The sequence below is a fragment of the Streptomyces sp. SCA2-17 genome (assembly GCF_044336695.1).
On the sequence record NZ_CP117521.1, the window covers coordinates 299,576 to 315,817 of the forward strand.

Annotated in this window: 13 protein-coding genes and 1 pseudogene; 3 read left to right on the forward strand and 11 right to left on the reverse strand. The window is 75.6% G+C overall.

The window, feature by feature from the left end; all coding sequences use genetic code 11:
- Window position 1: 1 nt before the first annotated feature.
- Both PS271_RS01340 and PS271_RS01345 read right to left on the reverse strand, forming a co-directional pair.
- The gene (locus PS271_RS01340) at window positions 2-1,234 is read right to left on the reverse strand and encodes a sodium/calcium exchanger protein (RefSeq protein ID WP_398379324.1); all 1,233 of its coding nucleotides are present in this window, start codon (window positions 1,232-1,234) and stop codon (window positions 2-4) included.
- A gap of 15 nt (window positions 1,235-1,249) precedes the next feature.
- The gene (locus PS271_RS01345) at window positions 1,250-2,785 is read right to left on the reverse strand and encodes an MFS transporter (protein WP_398379326.1); all 1,536 of its coding nucleotides are present in this window, start codon (window positions 2,783-2,785) and stop codon (window positions 1,250-1,252) included.
- 118 nt (window positions 2,786-2,903) lie between these two features.
- Between PS271_RS01345 and PS271_RS01350 the strand changes: the two genes are divergently transcribed.
- Window positions 2,904-4,451: an FAD/NAD(P)-binding protein gene (locus PS271_RS01350; protein WP_398379328.1), complete on the forward strand. Its 1,548-nt coding sequence runs from the start codon at window positions 2,904-2,906 to the stop codon at window positions 4,449-4,451.
- Between the two features lie 72 nt (window positions 4,452-4,523).
- Window positions 4,524-4,904: pseudogene (locus PS271_RS01355) on the forward strand (universal stress protein); the annotation flags it as partial.
- Window positions 4,905-4,929: 25 nt separating this feature from the next.
- Here the strand turns inward: PS271_RS01355 and PS271_RS01360 are convergent.
- Window positions 4,930-7,269 carry an FUSC family protein gene (locus tag PS271_RS01360; RefSeq protein ID WP_398379330.1) on the reverse strand — a complete coding sequence of 780 codons (2,340 nt, stop codon included), beginning with the start codon at window positions 7,267-7,269 and terminating at the stop codon, window positions 4,930-4,932.
- Between the two features lie 141 nt (window positions 7,270-7,410).
- A complete protein-coding gene (locus tag PS271_RS01365; RefSeq protein ID WP_398379332.1) occupies window positions 7,411-8,169 on the reverse strand; it encodes a polysaccharide deacetylase family protein in 759 nt (252 codons plus the stop codon).
- Window positions 8,170-8,310: 141 nt separating this feature from the next.
- Between PS271_RS01365 and PS271_RS01370 the strand changes: the two genes are divergently transcribed.
- The gene (locus PS271_RS01370) at window positions 8,311-8,730 is read left to right on the forward strand and encodes a YchJ family protein (protein ID WP_398379334.1); all 420 of its coding nucleotides are present in this window, start codon (window positions 8,311-8,313) and stop codon (window positions 8,728-8,730) included.
- A gap of 39 nt (window positions 8,731-8,769) precedes the next feature.
- Here the strand turns inward: PS271_RS01370 and PS271_RS01375 are convergent, their stop codons facing one another.
- The 7 genes from PS271_RS01375 to pelF form a co-directional block, all read right to left on the reverse strand.
- Window positions 8,770-9,636, reverse strand: coding sequence for an endo alpha-1,4 polygalactosaminidase (locus PS271_RS01375; protein WP_398379336.1), 867 nt, complete (start codon window positions 9,634-9,636; stop codon window positions 8,770-8,772).
- Window positions 9,633-10,385 carry a spherulation-specific family 4 protein gene (locus PS271_RS01380; protein ID WP_398379338.1) on the reverse strand — a complete coding sequence of 251 codons (753 nt, stop codon included), beginning with the start codon at window positions 10,383-10,385 and terminating at the stop codon, window positions 9,633-9,635. The genes PS271_RS01375 and PS271_RS01380 overlap by 4 nt, the downstream gene beginning before the upstream one ends.
- Window positions 10,382-11,281 carry an NAD-dependent epimerase/dehydratase family protein gene (locus PS271_RS01385; protein ID WP_398379340.1) on the reverse strand — a complete coding sequence of 300 codons (900 nt, stop codon included), beginning with the start codon at window positions 11,279-11,281 and terminating at the stop codon, window positions 10,382-10,384. Before PS271_RS01385 ends, PS271_RS01380 begins: the two co-directional genes overlap by 4 nt.
- Before the next feature lie 9 nt (window positions 11,282-11,290).
- Window positions 11,291-12,004, reverse strand: coding sequence for a nucleotidyltransferase family protein (locus PS271_RS01390; protein WP_398379342.1), 714 nt, complete (start codon window positions 12,002-12,004; stop codon window positions 11,291-11,293).
- Window positions 12,005-12,064: 60 nt separating this feature from the next.
- Window positions 12,065-13,066, reverse strand: coding sequence for an SDR family NAD(P)-dependent oxidoreductase (locus tag PS271_RS01395; protein WP_398379344.1), 1,002 nt, complete (start codon window positions 13,064-13,066; stop codon window positions 12,065-12,067).
- Between the two features lie 132 nt (window positions 13,067-13,198).
- Complete coding sequence (locus PS271_RS01400; protein WP_398379346.1) at window positions 13,199-14,656, reverse strand: hypothetical protein; 1,458 nt, start codon at window positions 14,654-14,656, stop codon at window positions 13,199-13,201.
- Window positions 14,653-16,203 (reverse strand): GT4 family glycosyltransferase PelF, encoded by a 1,551-nt coding sequence (gene pelF, locus PS271_RS01405; protein WP_398379348.1) that lies wholly within the window; start codon window positions 16,201-16,203, stop codon window positions 14,653-14,655. Before pelF ends, PS271_RS01400 begins: the two co-directional genes overlap by 4 nt.
- Between the last annotated feature and the right edge of the window lie 39 nt (window positions 16,204-16,242).

Consider the following 16,242-nt stretch of genomic DNA (forward strand, 5'->3'; position numbering starts at 1 on the left):
GTCAGAAGTGCGGATCGCCCTCGATCCGCCCGCCGAGGGCCCGCCCGGTGGCCGGGAGGTGCCGGACCCGCGTCGTCAGCAGGAGGGCCGCCAGGCCCAGGTAGACGTAGGTCAGCACCTGGCGGGCGTACTCGCCGGGCAGCGCGAACTGCACCGCGAACAGGACGAACAGCGCGGCCGCCTGCCACCGCGCGAAGCGCAGGTCCAGCAGGACGACGACGGCCAGGACGGTCTGCGCGGCCGTCAGGGCGACCTCGTCGACCTGACGGGTGACCAGCGGCAGGGCCGTCCCTCCCCCGCCGAGCGCGTAGGCAAGGGGCAGGCAGCCGACCAGCAGCGTCCACTGGTTGACCTTGCTGGACAGCAGTGCGCCGAGCCCGTCGCCGGCCCGCGCGCGCCACGCGAAGACCACGGCGACGATCAGCTCCGGCGCCTCCGAGGCGAGCGGCGCGAGCCACTGCACCAGGACGAAGCGGTCGATGCCGAGCGAGGCGCCCGCCTCGACCAGGCCGTGCGCGAACGGCTCGGCGCAGGCGAAGACGACCGCCGCGGCGCCGGCGAACAGCACGGCCGTCGTGGTGCGCCGGCCGGCCCGGGGCAGCGCGGCGAGCCGCGCCGGCACGCCGGCCATCTCCTCCATCTCGCCCGAACCGCACTTCCCGATCCGGTAGAGGTAGTAGCCGTACCAGGGAATGAGCACGGCCGGCACGTACCAGCCGATCTCCCGGGTGAGCGGCATGACGAAGGCGACCACCGCGGCCACGGCGAGGAAGGCCACGTCGATCCGGCGGTGCGGCTCCAGGACGACCGGGCCCGGCGCGACGCCCCGGCGGCGCCGGGACAGCGCGGCCGCGAGCGCGACGAGCGGCCAGCCGACGCCCACCAGCAGCCGGTTGGCACCGGTCATGTTGGCGGCCGCGTACGCCGCGTAAGAGGGGTCGGATCCGGCCGCGTAGGCGAAGTAGAGGTCGACGGCGTACTCGGGCAGCACGGCGATGAAGGCCAGCAGGGCGAGCGCGAGCGCCCCGGCCATGTCCGCGCGGGCCGTCTCCGCGGCCCACATCAGCAACAGCGCCGCACTCACCACCCCGAGCCCGAACACGGCAACGGCCGCCCCCGGCGCCGGCTCACCCCCACCCAACCGCACCACCACCGCAGGAACCGCCCCGGCACAGGCACCCGCGATCCGCACCGCGCTCGCCGCGACGGAGGGCGGGGCCGCCGACTCGCGCATACCGGCTCCTGAACGTCAGTGCGCGGAGTCCGCGCGGAAGTGTTTCGGGACGAGGAATGCCGCGAGGGCCACGGCCGCCGCCACGATGACCGCCGAGACCAGGGACGTGGTGCGCAGGGCGTCGTCGAAGGCCGTTCTCGCCGCGGCGAGCAGGGTGCGGCCCTCCCTCGTGCCGTAGCCGAGGGCGCGGGCCGCCTGGTCGGCGCCGCCGACCGATGCGCGGGCGGCCGGCGGGATGCCGGCGGGCATGGCGGAGCGGAAGAGGGAGGTGTGGATGCTGCCGAGGAGGGCGACGCCGAAGCCGATGCCCAGTTCGTAGGCGCTCTCGGAGACGGCGCCGGCCTGGCCGGCGCGTTCGGGGCGGACGGCGGCGACCATGACGGCCGCAGCGGCGGTGATCGCCATGCCGTCGCCGATGCCGAAGGTGACGAGGGCGACGGCGACGACGCCGTAGCCCAGCGGATGGGGCGCGGCGGCGAGGAGGGCGAAGCCGCACATCAGGGCGGCCAGACCCGCCGTCAGAACGGTGCGGACGCCCGTGCGGCGCAGCAGCCACGGCGTCAGCAGCGAGGAGGCGAGCAGGGCGAGGGCCACCGGCAGGGTGTGCAGGCCGGCGGCGAGGGCGTCGTGGCCGCGGACGTATTGCAGCCAGAGCGAGATCAGGTAGAGAGCCGCGCCGATGCCCATCATGGCGATGAGGGTGGCGAGGGCCGCGGCCAGGAAGGGGCGGCTCGCGAAGAGGCGGACGTCCAGCAGCGGGTCGGCGGATTGCAGCTGGCGGCGGACGAACCAGGTCAGGGCCGCGAGGCCGACGAGCAGGGCGGCGAGGTCGACGGGCCGGAAGCCGCCGGCCAGGTGCTTGATGCCCCAGGCGGTGAGGACCACCCCGGCCACCGAGAGGAGGGCGGCGACGAGGTCGAGGTCGTGGTGGGAGGGGCTGCGGTACTCGGGCAGCAGGAGGACGGCCGCCACGACGGTGGCCAGGACGACGGGGACGTTGACCCAGAACGCCGCCGACCAGGAGAAGGCGTTCACCAGCAGTCCGCCGGCGAGGGGGCCGATCGCGGCGCCCGCCCCGGCGACGGCGGCCCAGATCCCGATGGCGAGGGTGCGCTCGTGGGGGTCGGGGAAGATGGTGCGGATCAGGGAGAGGGTGGACGGCATCACCATGGCCCCGCCGACGGCGAGCAGGACGCGCCCGGCGATCAGCTGGAGGACGCTCTCGGTCAGGCCTGCCGTGGCGGCGAGCACCGAGGCCGCGCCGAAGACCGTGAACCCGGTGGTGAACAGCAGCTTCCGGCCGTACCGGTCGCCGACCGCGCCCGCGGTGACGAGCAGGCCGCCGAGGACGAGCCCGTAGATGTCGATGATCCAGAGCTGCTCGAGGGCGTCGGGCCGCATCTCCTTGATGAGCGAGGGCAGGGCCACGTTGAGGATGGTGGCGTCCATGGCCACGAGCAGCAGGCTCGCGCACAGGACGGCGAGCATCGCCCAGCGCGCGGGGTCGGCCTGTGCCTGCTCAGGGGGGCCTTCGGGGGAGAGACGGTCCACAGCCGGAACGTATCCGCAGGTCCGGTGGCCCGCATCCGGAAGGCCGTGCGAGTTCCGCGGGCCGGCCGGCTGGGCATTGTGCTCTACGGGCCCGGGAGTGAGAGCCGGGAGAAGGGCGGTGGTTGTGAAGGGTGACACCGGCCGGGAGGTCGTCGTCATCGGCGGCGGGGTCGCCGGCACCAGCCTGCTGCTGCACCTGGTCCGCACGCTCGGCGGCCGCCGGCCGCCGCACCCCGTGCGGGCCGTCCGCGTGGTGGACCCCCGCCCGGCCGGCTGGGGGCTCGCCTTCGGGGACGAGGACCCGCTGCTGCTGTGCAACTCGGCCGCCGAGCTCAATTCGCTCCTCGCCGACCGGCCCGGCGACTTCGTCGAGCACTTGCGCGCGCACGGCTGGACGGGCTCCGCGAAGGACTGCGTCCCGCGCGCCCGCATGGCCGAGTACTGCGCGGACCGCGCCGCCCGGGCGCGGGAGCAGGCCGGGCGGGCCGGCATCGCCGTGGAGCACGTGCGGGCCTCGGCGGAGAGCATCGGCACGGCGGCGGACGGCAGCGGTGGCCACCGGGTGCGGCTGAGCACGGGCGAGGAGCTGTACGCCGTCGACGTCGTCGTCTGCACGGGAGTCCACCGTCCCCGCATCCCGCACGGCTTCGCCGAGTTCCGGCACCACCCGCGCTACCTCGACAGCCCCTACCCGTCGAGCCGGATCCGGGAGGGCCTGCGCCCGCGCTCCCGGGTGCTGGTCCTCGGCACCCACCAGTCGGCGGCCGACGCGGCGCTCCTGCTGTGCCGCGACGGGCACCGCGCCACCCTCAGCTCGCCGTCGGGGAAGCTGCCCGCCGTGCGCGAGTCCCTCGCCGCGCCGCTGCGCGCGTACCCGCCGCTGGAGCGCGTCCCCCGTCTCGACCCGGCGGACCCGTACCTGGAGGACCGTCTGGCGCGGTGCGTCGTGGAGGCGGTGCGGCTGTACGACCGGCGCCCGCTGCGCCGGCAGGTCTCCCGCGCCTCGGATCCGGTGCAGCGGCTGCGCGAGGAGACCGCCCTGGCCGAGGCGGGCGCCTGTGCCTGGCCGGACGTCATCGTGCCCATGATCGAGCAGCTCATCGAGCTCGCCCCGGCGCTGCCCGCGGGCCGGCTGGAGGAGTTGTCGGCGGAGTTCGCCTGGCTGACCGACCGGTACGCGACCGCCCTGGCCCGCGTGAACGCCCGGCGGCTGCTCGCGCACTTCGACTCGGGGGCGCTGCGCGTGGCCCGCCCCTATCCGCGGGCCGTCTCCTTCGAGGGCGGCCTGTGGCGGGTGGAGCGCTCCGGGGCCGCGCCGGAGGCGTACGACTACGTCGTCAACGCCACGGGCTTCGAGCGGCCGGTCCTGCACTGGGACCGGGAGCGGACCGCCCTCCACCTGGACGGGGCGCCCGCCGGGGGCACGGCCGTCGGCCGCCTGGAGGCGGACCTGCGGGTACGGAGCAGGCCGGGGGCGCCGCCGGAGCGCGTGTGGGTGGTGGGGGTCGGCACGCACGTCCGCATCCCCTTCGCGAACCACTTGCGGAACGTGGTCCGCCAGGCCCGGCAGGTCGCGGACCGGCTGGCGGAGACGCCATCCCCCGATCCCGCCTTTTCGGTCATTTCGGTCATACGGCCGATGCCGTCCGGGGACTGTCTTTCCTAGCGTGGGCAAGGAGCCGGACAGTGCCGGACAAGGAGTCCGGACGAAGGTCCGCGGAGGGAAAGGACGGAGCCCATGCCCAAGGACGTGACGCGCGTCGTCGTCGGAGTGGACGGATCGGCGGGCAGCCTGGCCGCCCTCAGGCAGGCCGCGCAGGAGGCGGATCACCACGGTGCCGTGCTCTGCCCGGTGCTCGCCTGGCGGCCCCCGGGCGGAGAGGCGGCCGACGCCGTGCAGCCGGCGCCGCCCGACGTCTGCGCCCACTGGGAGCGAGCGGCCCGGGACAAGCTGTCATGGGCCTGCCGGAGGGCTCTGGGCGCGGACGCGCGGCGGCTGCGGGTGCGCCCGCGGGTGATGCGGGCGGACGCCGGGCCGGCACTGGTCGCGTGCGCGCGCGAGGACACCGACATGCTGGTGATGGGGGCGGGCAGCCACGGCCCCGTCCACCGGCTGGTGCACGGCTCGGTCAGCCGCCACTGCCTCAGGCACGCCCGGTGCCCGGTCCTGGTCGTCCACCCCCGTGCCGGGGACGAACCGGAGGAGGACGGTGCCGGAGGCCGTCCGCGGCGGCGCCCGGCCCGGCCGCCGGCCACGATCCCGGCGGGTCTGCTCGACGTGTGGCCGGCACGTCCGTCCGGCGCGGAGCCGCCCGCGTCCGCACCGCGTCGTGGGCCACGCCGGTGAGCCACGCCTCGGTGTCGACGATGAGCAGCACGTGGGCGTCGCTGATGCCCGGCTGCCGGTCGGTGGCGCGGCGCAGCGGGCCGGACTCCTCCGCCGGGTAGCGGGAGACGGTCGTACGGGGCTCGCCGGGCGGGCCGCTGCGCAAGGAGTCCGCCGCGCGCAGCACCTCCTGGGCCACCTGCCCCGCGAGGCCGGTCAGGGCGGCGGCCGGGCCCGGCGGGAGGGGCTCGCGCAGGCCGTCCTGGTGGGTCATCAGCAGCAGCTCGGCGCCGTGCACGACGGCGCGGCCGGTGGCCAGGGCGGCCTCCCAGTGCTGCTCGGGCCGCTCGCGGTGCATGCGCTCCGTCAAATACTGCGCGAAGGAGGCCTCGGCCAGGTACATCGCGCGGCGTGCGGGGTGCAGCGGGTCCCCCTGGGAGCGCTCGCGCTGGAACCGGTCGTCGCCCAGCAGCGCGGTCACGGCGCGGCAGGCCACGGCGCACTCGGCGAGGAAGTCGGCCATGTCTCGCCCGAGTTCGCCCCGGCCGCCGCGCGGCCAGGCCAGCAGGCCGGCGACGGCACCGATCGCGCCGCCGACGAGGACGTCGAGGATCCGGATCTCGGACAGCCGCCAGTCGGCGGTGGAGAACTGGCTGAAGACGAGGACGAAGGCGAGCGTGTAGGCGGCCTGCGTCCAGGCGGGCCCGAGCGGCGGGCCCAGGGTGAAGCCGATGAGGATGACGAACGGCAGCGCGACGGCGTAGACGAGGGGCCGGTCCCCGACGGCGTAGAGCATGAGGGCCGCGACGGCCGCACCCGCGACCGTGCCGGTGAAGGCGGGGGCCAGGGCCGCCCGGGTGTCGGCCGCCGAGGTGCGCATGAGGCTGAGGGTGGCGAGCAGCACCCAGAAGCCGTGCGAGAGGTCGAGGGCGCCGACGACCAGCCGGGCGCAGGCGAGCGCGACGGCCAGGCGCAGGGCGTTCTGCAGGTGGACCGAGTGCGGTGTCAGGTGGACGCGCAGGCGCCACCACCACAGCCGGTACGCGGGCGTGGTGGCGTACGCGAAGACGTCCGTGCCGGGCCGCGCGGTGCGGCCGGTGTCCCCGGGCGGCGGGCCGTGGCCTGCGGGGGGCCCGTGGCCGAGGGCGATGCGGGCGGCCTCGGAGGCCAGCCGGGTGCCTTCGGCGGCGGCCCGGGCGACGGCGTCCTGGCGCAGCCGCTCGCCGGCCGTGCCCCGCAGGCCGGCGGCGCGGACGGCGTCGAAGGCGGCGAGGGCGGCGGGCAGCGGGTCGGGGTGGGTGCCGGCGGTGCCGGTGCGCAGCTCGCCGGCGACGGAGCGCAGGGTGAGCTCGGTGTGCCGGAGCAGGGTGACGGCGTCGGGGCCGGCGGGCAGGGGGCCGGGGCAGTCGGCGAGGCGGTCGAGCTGGTCGCGCACGTGGCGGACGGCCGCGCGGGTGTGGTTGAGGGCCCGGTCGTGCGCGGAGGGCGAGGCGGGGCGGTCGGTGACGGGCACGCGGGAGACGCGGGCGGCGGCGAGCGCCCGGTCGGCCGCCTCCCGCTCGGGCAGGGCCCCGCCGCCGGCCTCCAGGTGGTAGGCGGTGGCGCTGGTGTAGTCGGCGACGGCCGCGGCCGCCCGCGCGAGGACGGCGCGGTAGGGGACGGGGTCGGGCTCGGGCCACAGGAACCGCTCGGCCAGGACGGTCAGGAGGATGCCGGTGGTGAGGCCGGCGAGGCGGGAGCCGAGGGTGGCGGGCTCGTACGGCGGGAAGCAGGGCAGCACGTAGAAGAGCTGGAAGGCCATGGCGAGGCCGGTCAGGCGCGGGCCGCCGAAGCCGCAGAAGGAGACGGCGAAGCCGACGGCGAACATGCCTGCGGCCGCGGCCCAGGGGCTGACGGCGAGGAGGGTGCCGGCGGTGACGAGGGCCCAGCCGACGGGCAGGGCGGCGAGCAGGGTGCGGGTCCGCTGCGGCGCGGGGCCGGGGACGCGGCAGAACATGGCGAGGGGAAGCGCCCCGAAGATCGCGTACAGGGCCATGACAGGGTCGCCGGTGACGTACCGGAAGAGGTAGAAGCCCGGGCAGCCGGCCGCCACCGTCCACACGGCACGGCGGGCCGCCTGCGGCACGCCCTCGTGCCGCAGGAGCCTGCGGACGGGCATGCTCACGCCTGCGGCCACCGGGGCGCCTTCCGGCCAATTGTGCGGATCATAGTGTTTCCTCACATTAAGTGAAGTCCCGTCAGCTTCAAGGCGACACCCCGTTCACCTCGTCGCTCGGCTGACGGTCACCACCGCGGGCGGTCAGCACCGCAGCGGGTCCGCGATCACCGTCGTCGTGGGGCCGGTGTTGCGGCACAGGGAGTAGCCCTGGTCCCGCAGGTCGTCGACGATGCCCGGCAGCGCGTCCGGGTAGCGGGTGAAGAGGTGCCCGAGGATCACGCCGCCGCGCTTGTCCGCGGCGGGGGCGTTGCGGACCCTCGCGCGGAGCGTGGCGACGTCGGGGTAGCGGCCGTCCCCGCCCTCCCAGTCGAGGGTGTCGACCGTCCAGGTGCACACACGGGCGCCGCGGGCCGCGGCGATCTGCTCCTCGCGCGGGCCGTAGTCGCCGTACGGGGGCCGGAACAGCGAGCTCTTGACGCCGTCGCCGATCTCCTTGCGGGCGGCCTCCTCGGACAGGCCCGTCAAGTGCGGGTGCGACCACGTGTGGTTGCCGACCCAGTGCCCCTGGCGGCGCAGGGTCCTGGCGACCTCCGGGTGCTGCGAGGCGTACTCGTTGATGAGGAAGAACGCCGCGCGGATCCGCCGGCCCTTCAGGTACGCGCCCACCTCCGTGGCCCGCTCGACGTGGTCGTACGACCAGTCGTCGAGCGTGAGCAGCACCCGCTTGGACGTGTTGCCGCATCTGCTCCGGTCGTAGGAGTCCGCGGGGGCGGGGCGGACGGTCGCGGGGGCGGAGGCGGCGGCGGGCAGGCAGCACAGCGTCAGGAGCAGTGCGGCCAGGGCCGCGACGAAGGGCGACCGTACGCGGAGGGTGCGGGGCACGGGGGACGTGTGGAGCACGGGGGACTCCTCCCGGGGGCACGGCTGGGGTTCAGATGATTCCGGCGCCCGCGCACGGCCGCCAGCAGTGCGCCGCCTACGGAGTCACACGGCGGGCGCCCTGCGGCCCGGGCCGGGCCGGGGAACGGGCACAATCGTGGGGTGAGCGGAAAAACCAGACACCACGCACCCCGGCCGGCCGTGACCGCCGGCTCCCCCTGCCCCTGCGGGCTGGACGCCGCCTACGGCGACTGCTGCGGCGCCCTGCACGACGGCCGGCGGACGGCCTCGACCGCCGAACGGCTGATGCGCTCGCGCTACAGCGCGTTCGCCGTCCAGGACGCCGCCTACCTGCTGCGCACCTGGCACTCCACCACCCGGCCCGGCAGCCTGGAGTTCGACCCCGGCATGCAGTGGACCCGGCTGGAGATCCTCGGGACGACGGACGGCACGCCCTTCCACCAGGAGGGCACGGTCGAGTTCCGCGCCCACTACGCGGCCCACGGCCACGCGGACTCCCAGCACGAGAACAGCCGCTTCGTCCGCGAGGACGGCCGGTGGGTGTACGTGGCCGAGGTCTGAGCCGCGCTGCCGCCGGGGCCGCGGCTGTACGGGTACGGCTCAGTGGCAGGGCTCCCGCCACGCGTCCAGCCCGAGCTTCTTGCGCATGGAGCTGAGCCCCAGCCGCTGCGCCTCGGCGCAGAACTCCTTCGGCTCCAGGGCGTACTCCACGTGGAAGACCGCCTTGCCGTTCTTGACGAAAGGCGTCAGCTTCTCGCACTCCTCGAACTCGGCGCACTGCTCGTTGACCGCGAAGTCGAAGTCGCCCACGAGGGCGGGGATCTGGTCGAGGTCGTTCTTCAGGCCCACGGCCATGCCGCGGTCGTGGGCGAGCCGGGCCAGCATCCGGTTGAAGGCGAGCTGGTCCGCCCCGGACAGCGGGAAGCCGGTGCGGTTGCGGTAGCCCTCCGTCAGGTCCGGCTCGACGGCGTCGAACCCCTTCTCCCGGCACATGTCGAAGCGGGCCGCCATGATCGGCCGGAGCTCGTCGAGGCGGCGGATGTCCAGCCACTTCTCGCCCTTCCAGCCCTTGTTCGGCTCCCCCAGCAGCCGCTTGGGGAACTCCTTCTGGTCGGCGCGGAAGTCCTCCCACGCGCCGGCGTTGACGTAGCAGATCACCTTGGCGCCGCGGTCGTGCAGCTCCTTGACCGTACGGGCGGAGTTCTCGAAGCCGTCGATGTCGTAGACGGGCACGCCGACGGAGGTGTCGACCTTGCCGTCGAGCTGCCACTGCCAGCGCAGCCCGGGCCGCGGCTGCCAGTGCGGACCGCCCGCGCGGCGGTCCGCTCCGGAGGAGCTGGGCACGGGGGTGCCGTCGGCGTCGTCGTCCGGCCCGTCCCCGGCCTCCGTGCCGGAGCAGCCGGCCACGGCGGCGAGCAGGAGCAAGGCGGCCAGCACGGCGTACGGCCTCTGCCGCCGCGGGTTCACCGCGCCCTCCGCAGAAAGGACGGCTCGCCCGCACGGTGCGGGGGCTCGCCCGGCCCGAGCCCCGCCCCCGGGCGTGGCTCCCCGTTGAGCCACGGCGCCGCGCGCCAGGGGTTCGCGCCCTCGCCCGGGACCGCGCAGTGGATCGCTGCGCCACGGCCGTCAGCCGTGCGGGCGACGTCTGCCGCCCGGCCGGGCGGGACGGCGTAGACGAGGTGGCAGAAGCGGGTCGGCGGGTGGTCGGCGGTCCACGGGGGGACCGCGGCCCGCCGGTAGGCCTCCCAGGTGCCCTCGAAGGTGACGAGGAGGTCGGCGATGCGGGCGTAGCCGGGGTCGGGGTGGGTGCCGGGGTTGAGGACGGCCGTCCGCGCGCCGAGCGCCTTGGCGAGCAGGACGAGCCGGCGGTAGTGGGGCAGCGGCGCGGCGTGGGCCGGGACCTGGTCGAGGAAGACGCCGTCGACGCCGTACCAGCGGCGGTGGCGGCGGATGTCCCCGACGACCGCGCGCGGGGCGCGCCGGCCGTAGCCGGTGTCGACGTAGCCGAGGAGGGGGACGCCCGCGCCGCGCAGCCGCTCGGCGGCGGTGTGGAAGGCGGGGTCGGGCCGCTGCCCGGGCCCGTCCGCGGCGTTGAGGACGACGCTGTGGAGCCGGGGCGCGGCCTCGGCCAGGGCGGCCCACGCCGCGGGGTCGGCCGCGGGGTGGACGTAGAGCGGGACGAGCAGCCGCCCGCCCGCCGGCCCCGGCGGGGTCATCGGGCGCACTCCTCGGGGCGGTCCAGGACCTCGGCCCAGAGGTCGGCGACGGAGGTGGCGAGGGAGCGCCGCGGCGACCAGCCCAGGGCCGTGCGGGCCAGGGAGACGTCGGCCTCCTGCCAGGGCACGGCGGCGGAGCGGGACGAGCCGGCGCCGTCCTCGTCGAGCAGGCCGCGGAAGCCCGCCGCGGCGACCAGCGCCTCGGCCACGGCCCGGACGGGGCGGGCCGTGCCGCCGGCGATGTTGAGCACGGGCGGCAGGGGCCCGGGCGCGGTGACGGCGAGGGCGACGGCGTCGGCCACGTCGCGGGCGTCGACGAAGTCGCGGTGGGCGGAGAGGTCGCCGACGCGGACCCGGCCGTCCCGCCCGGCCTCGCGGAGCAGCCCGGCGAGCCGGCCGGGCAGCGAGGCGGCGGGCGCGCCGGGGCCTATGGGGTTGAACACCCGCAGGACGGCGGCGTCGAGGCCGGAGCCGGTGACGGCGAGGGTGCCGGCGAGTTTGGCGGCGCCGTAGAGGCCGGCGGGGCGGGCGGGGTCGGTCTCGGTGAGGGGACGGTCGGCCGGCCCGTACTCGGCGGCGGAGCCCAGGTGGACGAGGCGGGCCCGCGGGGCGGCCTCGGCGAGCGCCGCGCACAGGGCCGCGGGGCCCAGGGCGTTGACGCCGGCGAGGTCGACCGCACTGCCGCCCACGGCGCCCGCGCAGTTGACGACGGCGTGGGGCGCGGCCTTGCGCAGCGCGGCGGCGAGCCGCCCGGCGTCCGGGCGGGCCAGGTCGGCGGGGAGGTCCGCGCGGGGGGACCGCCCGGCGTGGAGCACCTGCGCGCCCGGGAGGGCGCGCAGGCGCTCGGCGGCGTGCCGGCCCAGGAAGCCGGTGCCGCCCAGGACGAGGATGCGCATGCCTGCCGTTCACGCTCCCTTGATCAGCATGTCGCGGTGCAGGGAGAACTCCCGGTTGGCGCGGTCGTAGTCGTCGGGCCGGCCGATGTCGAGCCAGTAGCCGTCGAACTCGTACGCGCGGGGCGGGGTCTGTGCCTCCAGCATGTCCAGCACCAGCTCGTCGAAGCCCAGCGGGAGGCCGGGGGTGTAGCGGGCGAGGGCGGTGCGCGAGACGCCGTAGACGCCCATGGAGACGCGGTAGTCCATTCTGGGTTTCTCCGCGAACCCGACGACTCTGTCGCAGTCGGTGGTCAGCACGCCGAAGTCGATGCTCACTTGGCGGGCGTAGGTCGCGATGGTCAGCGGGGCTCCGGATGCCACGTGCGTACGGTACACATCGCCGAAGTCGAGGTCGGTGAGGATGTCGCCGTTCATGGCGAGGAAGTGCTCGGGCAGCCGGTCGAGCATGGTGAGGAGGGGGCCCATGGTGCCCAGGGGGCTCTCCTCGGTGGCGTAGTCGACGCGTATGCCCCACTGGGAGCCGTCGCCGACGTAGGCGCGGATGATGTGGCCGAGGTGGCCGATGGCGAGGGTGCAGCTGGTGAAGCCCGCGCCCACGAGCTGGCGCATCACGATCTCCAGGATCGCGTGCTCCTCGCCGATGGGGACGAGCGGCTTGGGCAGGGCGGTGGTGTAGGGCCGCAGCCGGACGCCTTTGCCTCCGGCAAGAATGACGACATGCATGGGTGCTGTTCCTCTCTGCGTGGGTGACGCCCTGGACGGGCGGCGAGCGGTGCCGCCGCGTCAGACGTTGTAGATGCCGGCCTTGTACCGGCCGAGGTTCAGCGGGTCGCGGAAGAAGGCGACCGTGCGGGCGAGTCCTTCCTCCAAGGTGTGGCCGGGGGCCCAGCCGGTGGCGGTGCGCAGCCGGGTCGCGTCGCAGACCAGGCGCATGACCTCGGAGGCGGCGGGCCGGATGCGCTCCTCGTCGGCGCGGACCTCCAGCTCGGTGTCCATGATCTTGCCGATGAGGGTGACGAGGTCGCCGACCGAGATCTCCTCGCCCGTACCGGAGTTGAAGGTGCGTCCGACGACGTCGGCGGCGGGGGCGGTGCCGACGGCGAGGAAGGCGGCGACGGTGTCCTTCACGTAGCTGAAGTCACGGGTGGGGCGCAGGTCGCCGAGGGTGATGGTGCGCTCCCCGGCGGCGACCTGGCCGATGACGGTGGGGATGACGGCCCGCATGGACTGGCGCGGCCCGAAGGTGTTGAAGGGGCGCAGGGTGACGACGGGGACGTCGAAGCTGGCGTGGTAGCTGTCAGCGAGGCGGTCGCCGCCGGCCTTGGAAGCGGCGTACGGCGACTGGGTGTTGATGGGGTGGTCCTCGCTGATGGGCACGGTCTGCGCGGTGCCGTAGGTCTCGCTGGTGGAGGTGTGGACCAGGCGCGGGATGCCGAGGTGGCGCACGGCTTCGAGGACGTTGAGGGTGCCGGTGACGTTGGTCTCCACGTAGCTGTGCGGGGCGCGGTAGGAGTACGGGATGGCGATGAGGGCGGCCAGGTGGTAGACGGCCTCGGTGCCGGTGACGAGGCCCTGGACGGAGCCGGGGTCGCGGACGTCACCGAGGATGACGTCCACGTTGTCCATCACCTCGGCGGGGACGGTCTCCAGCCACCCGTAGGAGGAGAAGGAGTTGTACTGCACCATCGCGCGGACCCGGTGGCCGGCGGCGACGAGCGCTTCCACCAGGTGCGAGCCGATGAATCCTTCCGCGCCGGTGACGGCGACGGGGGCGGGTGCGGACATGACGGTGTCTCCCTTTGCGTGAGCGGAACGCGGCGGGCGCCGCGGCGGAGCGGGGACGTGCGGAGGAGCGAAGGAACCGGCGTGCGGAGGAGCGGCGGAACTGCGGAGCGGCGGTACGGAGCGGACGGTGCGTCAGCGGTGCGCGGTGATGCGGCTGAGCAGGGCGGTGGCGGCGGCGAGCAAGCCCGCTGCCGCCGCCGTACAGACGGCGAGCTGGGTGGCGACGGGTGCGGAGAGCCGCAGGGCGAGCGCGGCCGCTTCGGCGCCGGCGGCGCCGAGACAGAGCAGGGCCGGGGTCCAGGCGACGCCGAAGGCCTGGAGGAGCAGTCCGGTCCACAGGACGGCGCCGAGGGCGAGCAGGGCGGCCGTGCGCGCGGCGGTGACCGGCGGGCCGTCGGGCCACAGGGCGCCGGTGGCGAGGTCGAGCGCCGCGAGCGCCGCGAGGTAGGCGGCGACGCACAGGGCCAGGATGCGGGCCGCGCCGAGTTTCAGCCCGGCGGTGGTGGTGGAGCGGGCGAGTGCCGCGAGGGCGGTGCCGCGGCAGCGGTAGAGCAGCCATTCCGCGACGCCCATGCTGAGGGTGAGCGCGATGACGGCGGCTCCGGCGGTGGTCGCGCCGGGGGTGCGGCGCAGGACGTCGCCGAGCGCGGCGAGGGTCGTCAACACGCCGCAGCCCAGGCCGAACAGGCCGTACGGGACGGAGGCGAGCGGCGACAGCCGGGGTTGTTGCGGCGGTTCCCCTTCCCGGCGGGCGCGCAGGATCTCGTACGCGGCCGTGCCGAGCACGCCGGCCGCGGTGGCGAGGAGCAGGCCGGTGCGGACGGCGCCGGGCGGCTGGACGACGAGGAGCGCCGCTCCCCCGGCTGCGGTGGGCGCCAGCGTGAGGAGGAGCAGTTTCTCCCGGCCGAGGACCAGCAGCACCGTGGCCGCGGCGAGGTAGAGCGCCTGGCCCGCCGCGAACGCGGTGACCCCGGCCAGGCCGGGCAGGGCGAGGGCCGCGGCCGTGGCCAGGAGGGCGCCGAGCGGGGCGCCCCACTGCAGGCAGCGGGCCGCCGCCGTACGTCCGCCCGTCGCCAGCCGCAGGTAGGCGCGGTGGGCGAGGGCCTGGTTCCACGCCCAGGCCACGAGGGCGGAGGCCACGAGCCCGGCGGTGCCCCGCGGCAGGCCGTAGCCGTCGCGGGCGCCGGCCATCAGCGGTGCGGCCAGCGCGTAGCCGAAGCCGGGCAGGGTGAAGACCAGGGCCCGCAGGACGAAGCGGCCCGGTCGCACCTTCCACGGGTCCGGGCGGGGCCCGGGCTCGGGGTGGCTGCGGGGGACGCGCGCGTACAGCTCGGCGGCGAGCTCGAACGCGTCGGCGCGGCCGTAGCGTTCGGTGATCTGCTCGCCGGTGAGGCCGTCGGCCTCCAGGACGGCCGCGATCTCGTCGGGGTGGACGGCCGCGGCGCACACCTCGGCCAGTTCTTCGGCGAGGGCGTCGACGGGGTCGGCCGCCCAGCGGGGCCGCGGCCGGGGCCGCGCCGTCGCGGGTACGGCCGCCAGGTCGTGGGCGGGCTCGGGCTCGCCGGGCACGAGGCGCAGTAAGCCGCTCATCCTGCACCACCCGCGGCCATGGCCATCACGGGTCTCTCGGCGTCCGCGACGGCCCGGTCCGGCTGCGCCGGGGTGCGCCAGGGGCGTTCGAAGGGACCGGTCCGGCGGGTGCCGGCGAGGTCGTGGTAGATGTCGCGGAAGGCGTCGATGGTCTGCCGGAGGGTGAACTGCTCGATCACCCGGAGGCGGGCCCGCTCCCCCATGTCGGCGCGCAGCGCGGGGTCGTGCAGGAGTTTCAGGGCGGCGCGGGCCATGGCTTCGGGGTCGCGGGGCGGTACGACGAGGCCGGTGTCGCCGACGGCCTCGCTGACGCCGCCGACGTCCGTGGAGACGGTGGCCCGCCCGCACGACATGGCCTCGATGAGGGTGAAGGGGAATCCTTCGCTGATGCTGGAGAGCATGACCACGTTGCCGGCGGCGTAGGCGTCGCGGATGTCGTCGACGCGCCCCTCGAAGACGACGGCCTCGCCGGCGCCGAGCTCGGCGGCGAGCTTCTCGCAGGCGGTGCGGTAGCCCTCGCCGCCGCGCGGGGTGCCACCGAAGAGCCGCAGGCGGGCGTCCGGTATCTCCTCGCGGACGAGGGCGAAGGCGCGGATCAGCGTCTCCAGGCCCTTGATGGGGTCGACGCGCCCGGCCCAGCTGAGCGTGGGCTGCTCCGGCTCGGGCCCGGCGGGCGGGAACGCCGCCGGGTCGACGCCGTTGTAGACGGTGCGGATGCGGTCCGGCGGGGTGCCGCCGTGCTCCTCCCAGCGCCGGTTGTAGCGGTTGCCGGGGGTGACCAGGGAGGCGCGGCGGTAACTCTCCACGGCGAGCAGCCGGAACAGGCCCAGCATGAGGGCCTTGACGGGCCACCGGTAGGCCTCGGCACGGAAGCTCAGGTAGCGCTCGCGGAGGTAGATGCCGTGCTCGGTGAGGAGGAAGGGGGTGCCGTGCCGGTGGTGGGCGAGCAGGCCGGGCAGCGTGGCGAGCCCTCCGCTGACGGCGTGGGTGACGCCTCGGGCGGGCGGGGTCGCCGCGAGCGGGCGGAGCGCGTGCTCCAGCAGGTCGGTGGCGAGCAGCGCGTCGTGCAGGGTGGGGCGTGCGGCCGCGGTGTGCAGGTGCGGGCGGTTCCAGACGCGGACGAGGGTGCGGGCGGCGGCCTCGCCGCGCAGGGCTGCCGAGAGGGCGCCGGAGGCGGCGTGGTCGGCGAGGCGGTAGAAGGTGCGGGCGAAGTGCTGTTCCTGGGCCGGGTCCAGGAGGGACAGCAGGAACTGCTCGTAAGCGGTGAGGAAGGCGCGCAGGTCCCGGCCGCGCGGCGCGCGCCCGGCGGGCGGCGCTCCCCACAGGGGGTGGCTCTCCACTCCCCGGACGTGGCGCGGCAGGTCCCAGGCGAGCGGTTCGCGGCCGGTGCCGGTCACCGCGATCACCCGGAAGTCGACGTCGGGCATGCCCTGGACGAGCTGGTCGCACCACACGCTCACTCCGCCATGGCTGTGCGGGTACGTTCCTTCGGTGAGCAGCGTCACCGAGGGAGTGTCGGATGCCGTTTCGGCAGGCGGTCCGTGCATAGAACTCGGTTCTCTCCAGTGTCGGCTGTGCAGGGGTGG

What these genes read in the sequence shown, in the direction of transcription:
- PS271_RS01340 (WP_398379324.1), bottom strand. Translation starts at nt 1,234, where the DNA reads ATGCGCGAGTCGGCGGCCCCGCCCTCCGTCGCGGCGAGCGCGGTGCGG.
- PS271_RS01360 (WP_398379330.1), bottom strand. Translation starts at nt 7,269, where the DNA reads ATGCCCGTCCGCAGGCTCCTGCGGCACGAGGGCGTGCCGCAGGCGGCC.
- PS271_RS01380 (WP_398379338.1), bottom strand. Translation starts at nt 10,385, where the DNA reads ATGACCCCGCCGGGGCCGGCGGGCGGGCGGCTGCTCGTCCCGCTCTAC.
- PS271_RS01385 (WP_398379340.1), bottom strand. Translation starts at nt 11,281, where the DNA reads ATGCGCATCCTCGTCCTGGGCGGCACCGGCTTCCTGGGCCGGCACGCC.
- PS271_RS01390 (WP_398379342.1), bottom strand. Translation starts at nt 12,004, where the DNA reads ATGCATGTCGTCATTCTTGCCGGAGGCAAAGGCGTCCGGCTGCGGCCC.
- PS271_RS01395 (WP_398379344.1), bottom strand. Translation starts at nt 13,066, where the DNA reads ATGTCCGCACCCGCCCCCGTCGCCGTCACCGGCGCGGAAGGATTCATC.
- PS271_RS01400 (WP_398379346.1), bottom strand. Translation starts at nt 14,656, where the DNA reads ATGAGCGGCTTACTGCGCCTCGTGCCCGGCGAGCCCGAGCCCGCCCAC.
- pelF (WP_398379348.1), bottom strand. Translation starts at nt 16,203, where the DNA reads ATGCACGGACCGCCTGCCGAAACGGCATCCGACACTCCCTCGGTGACG.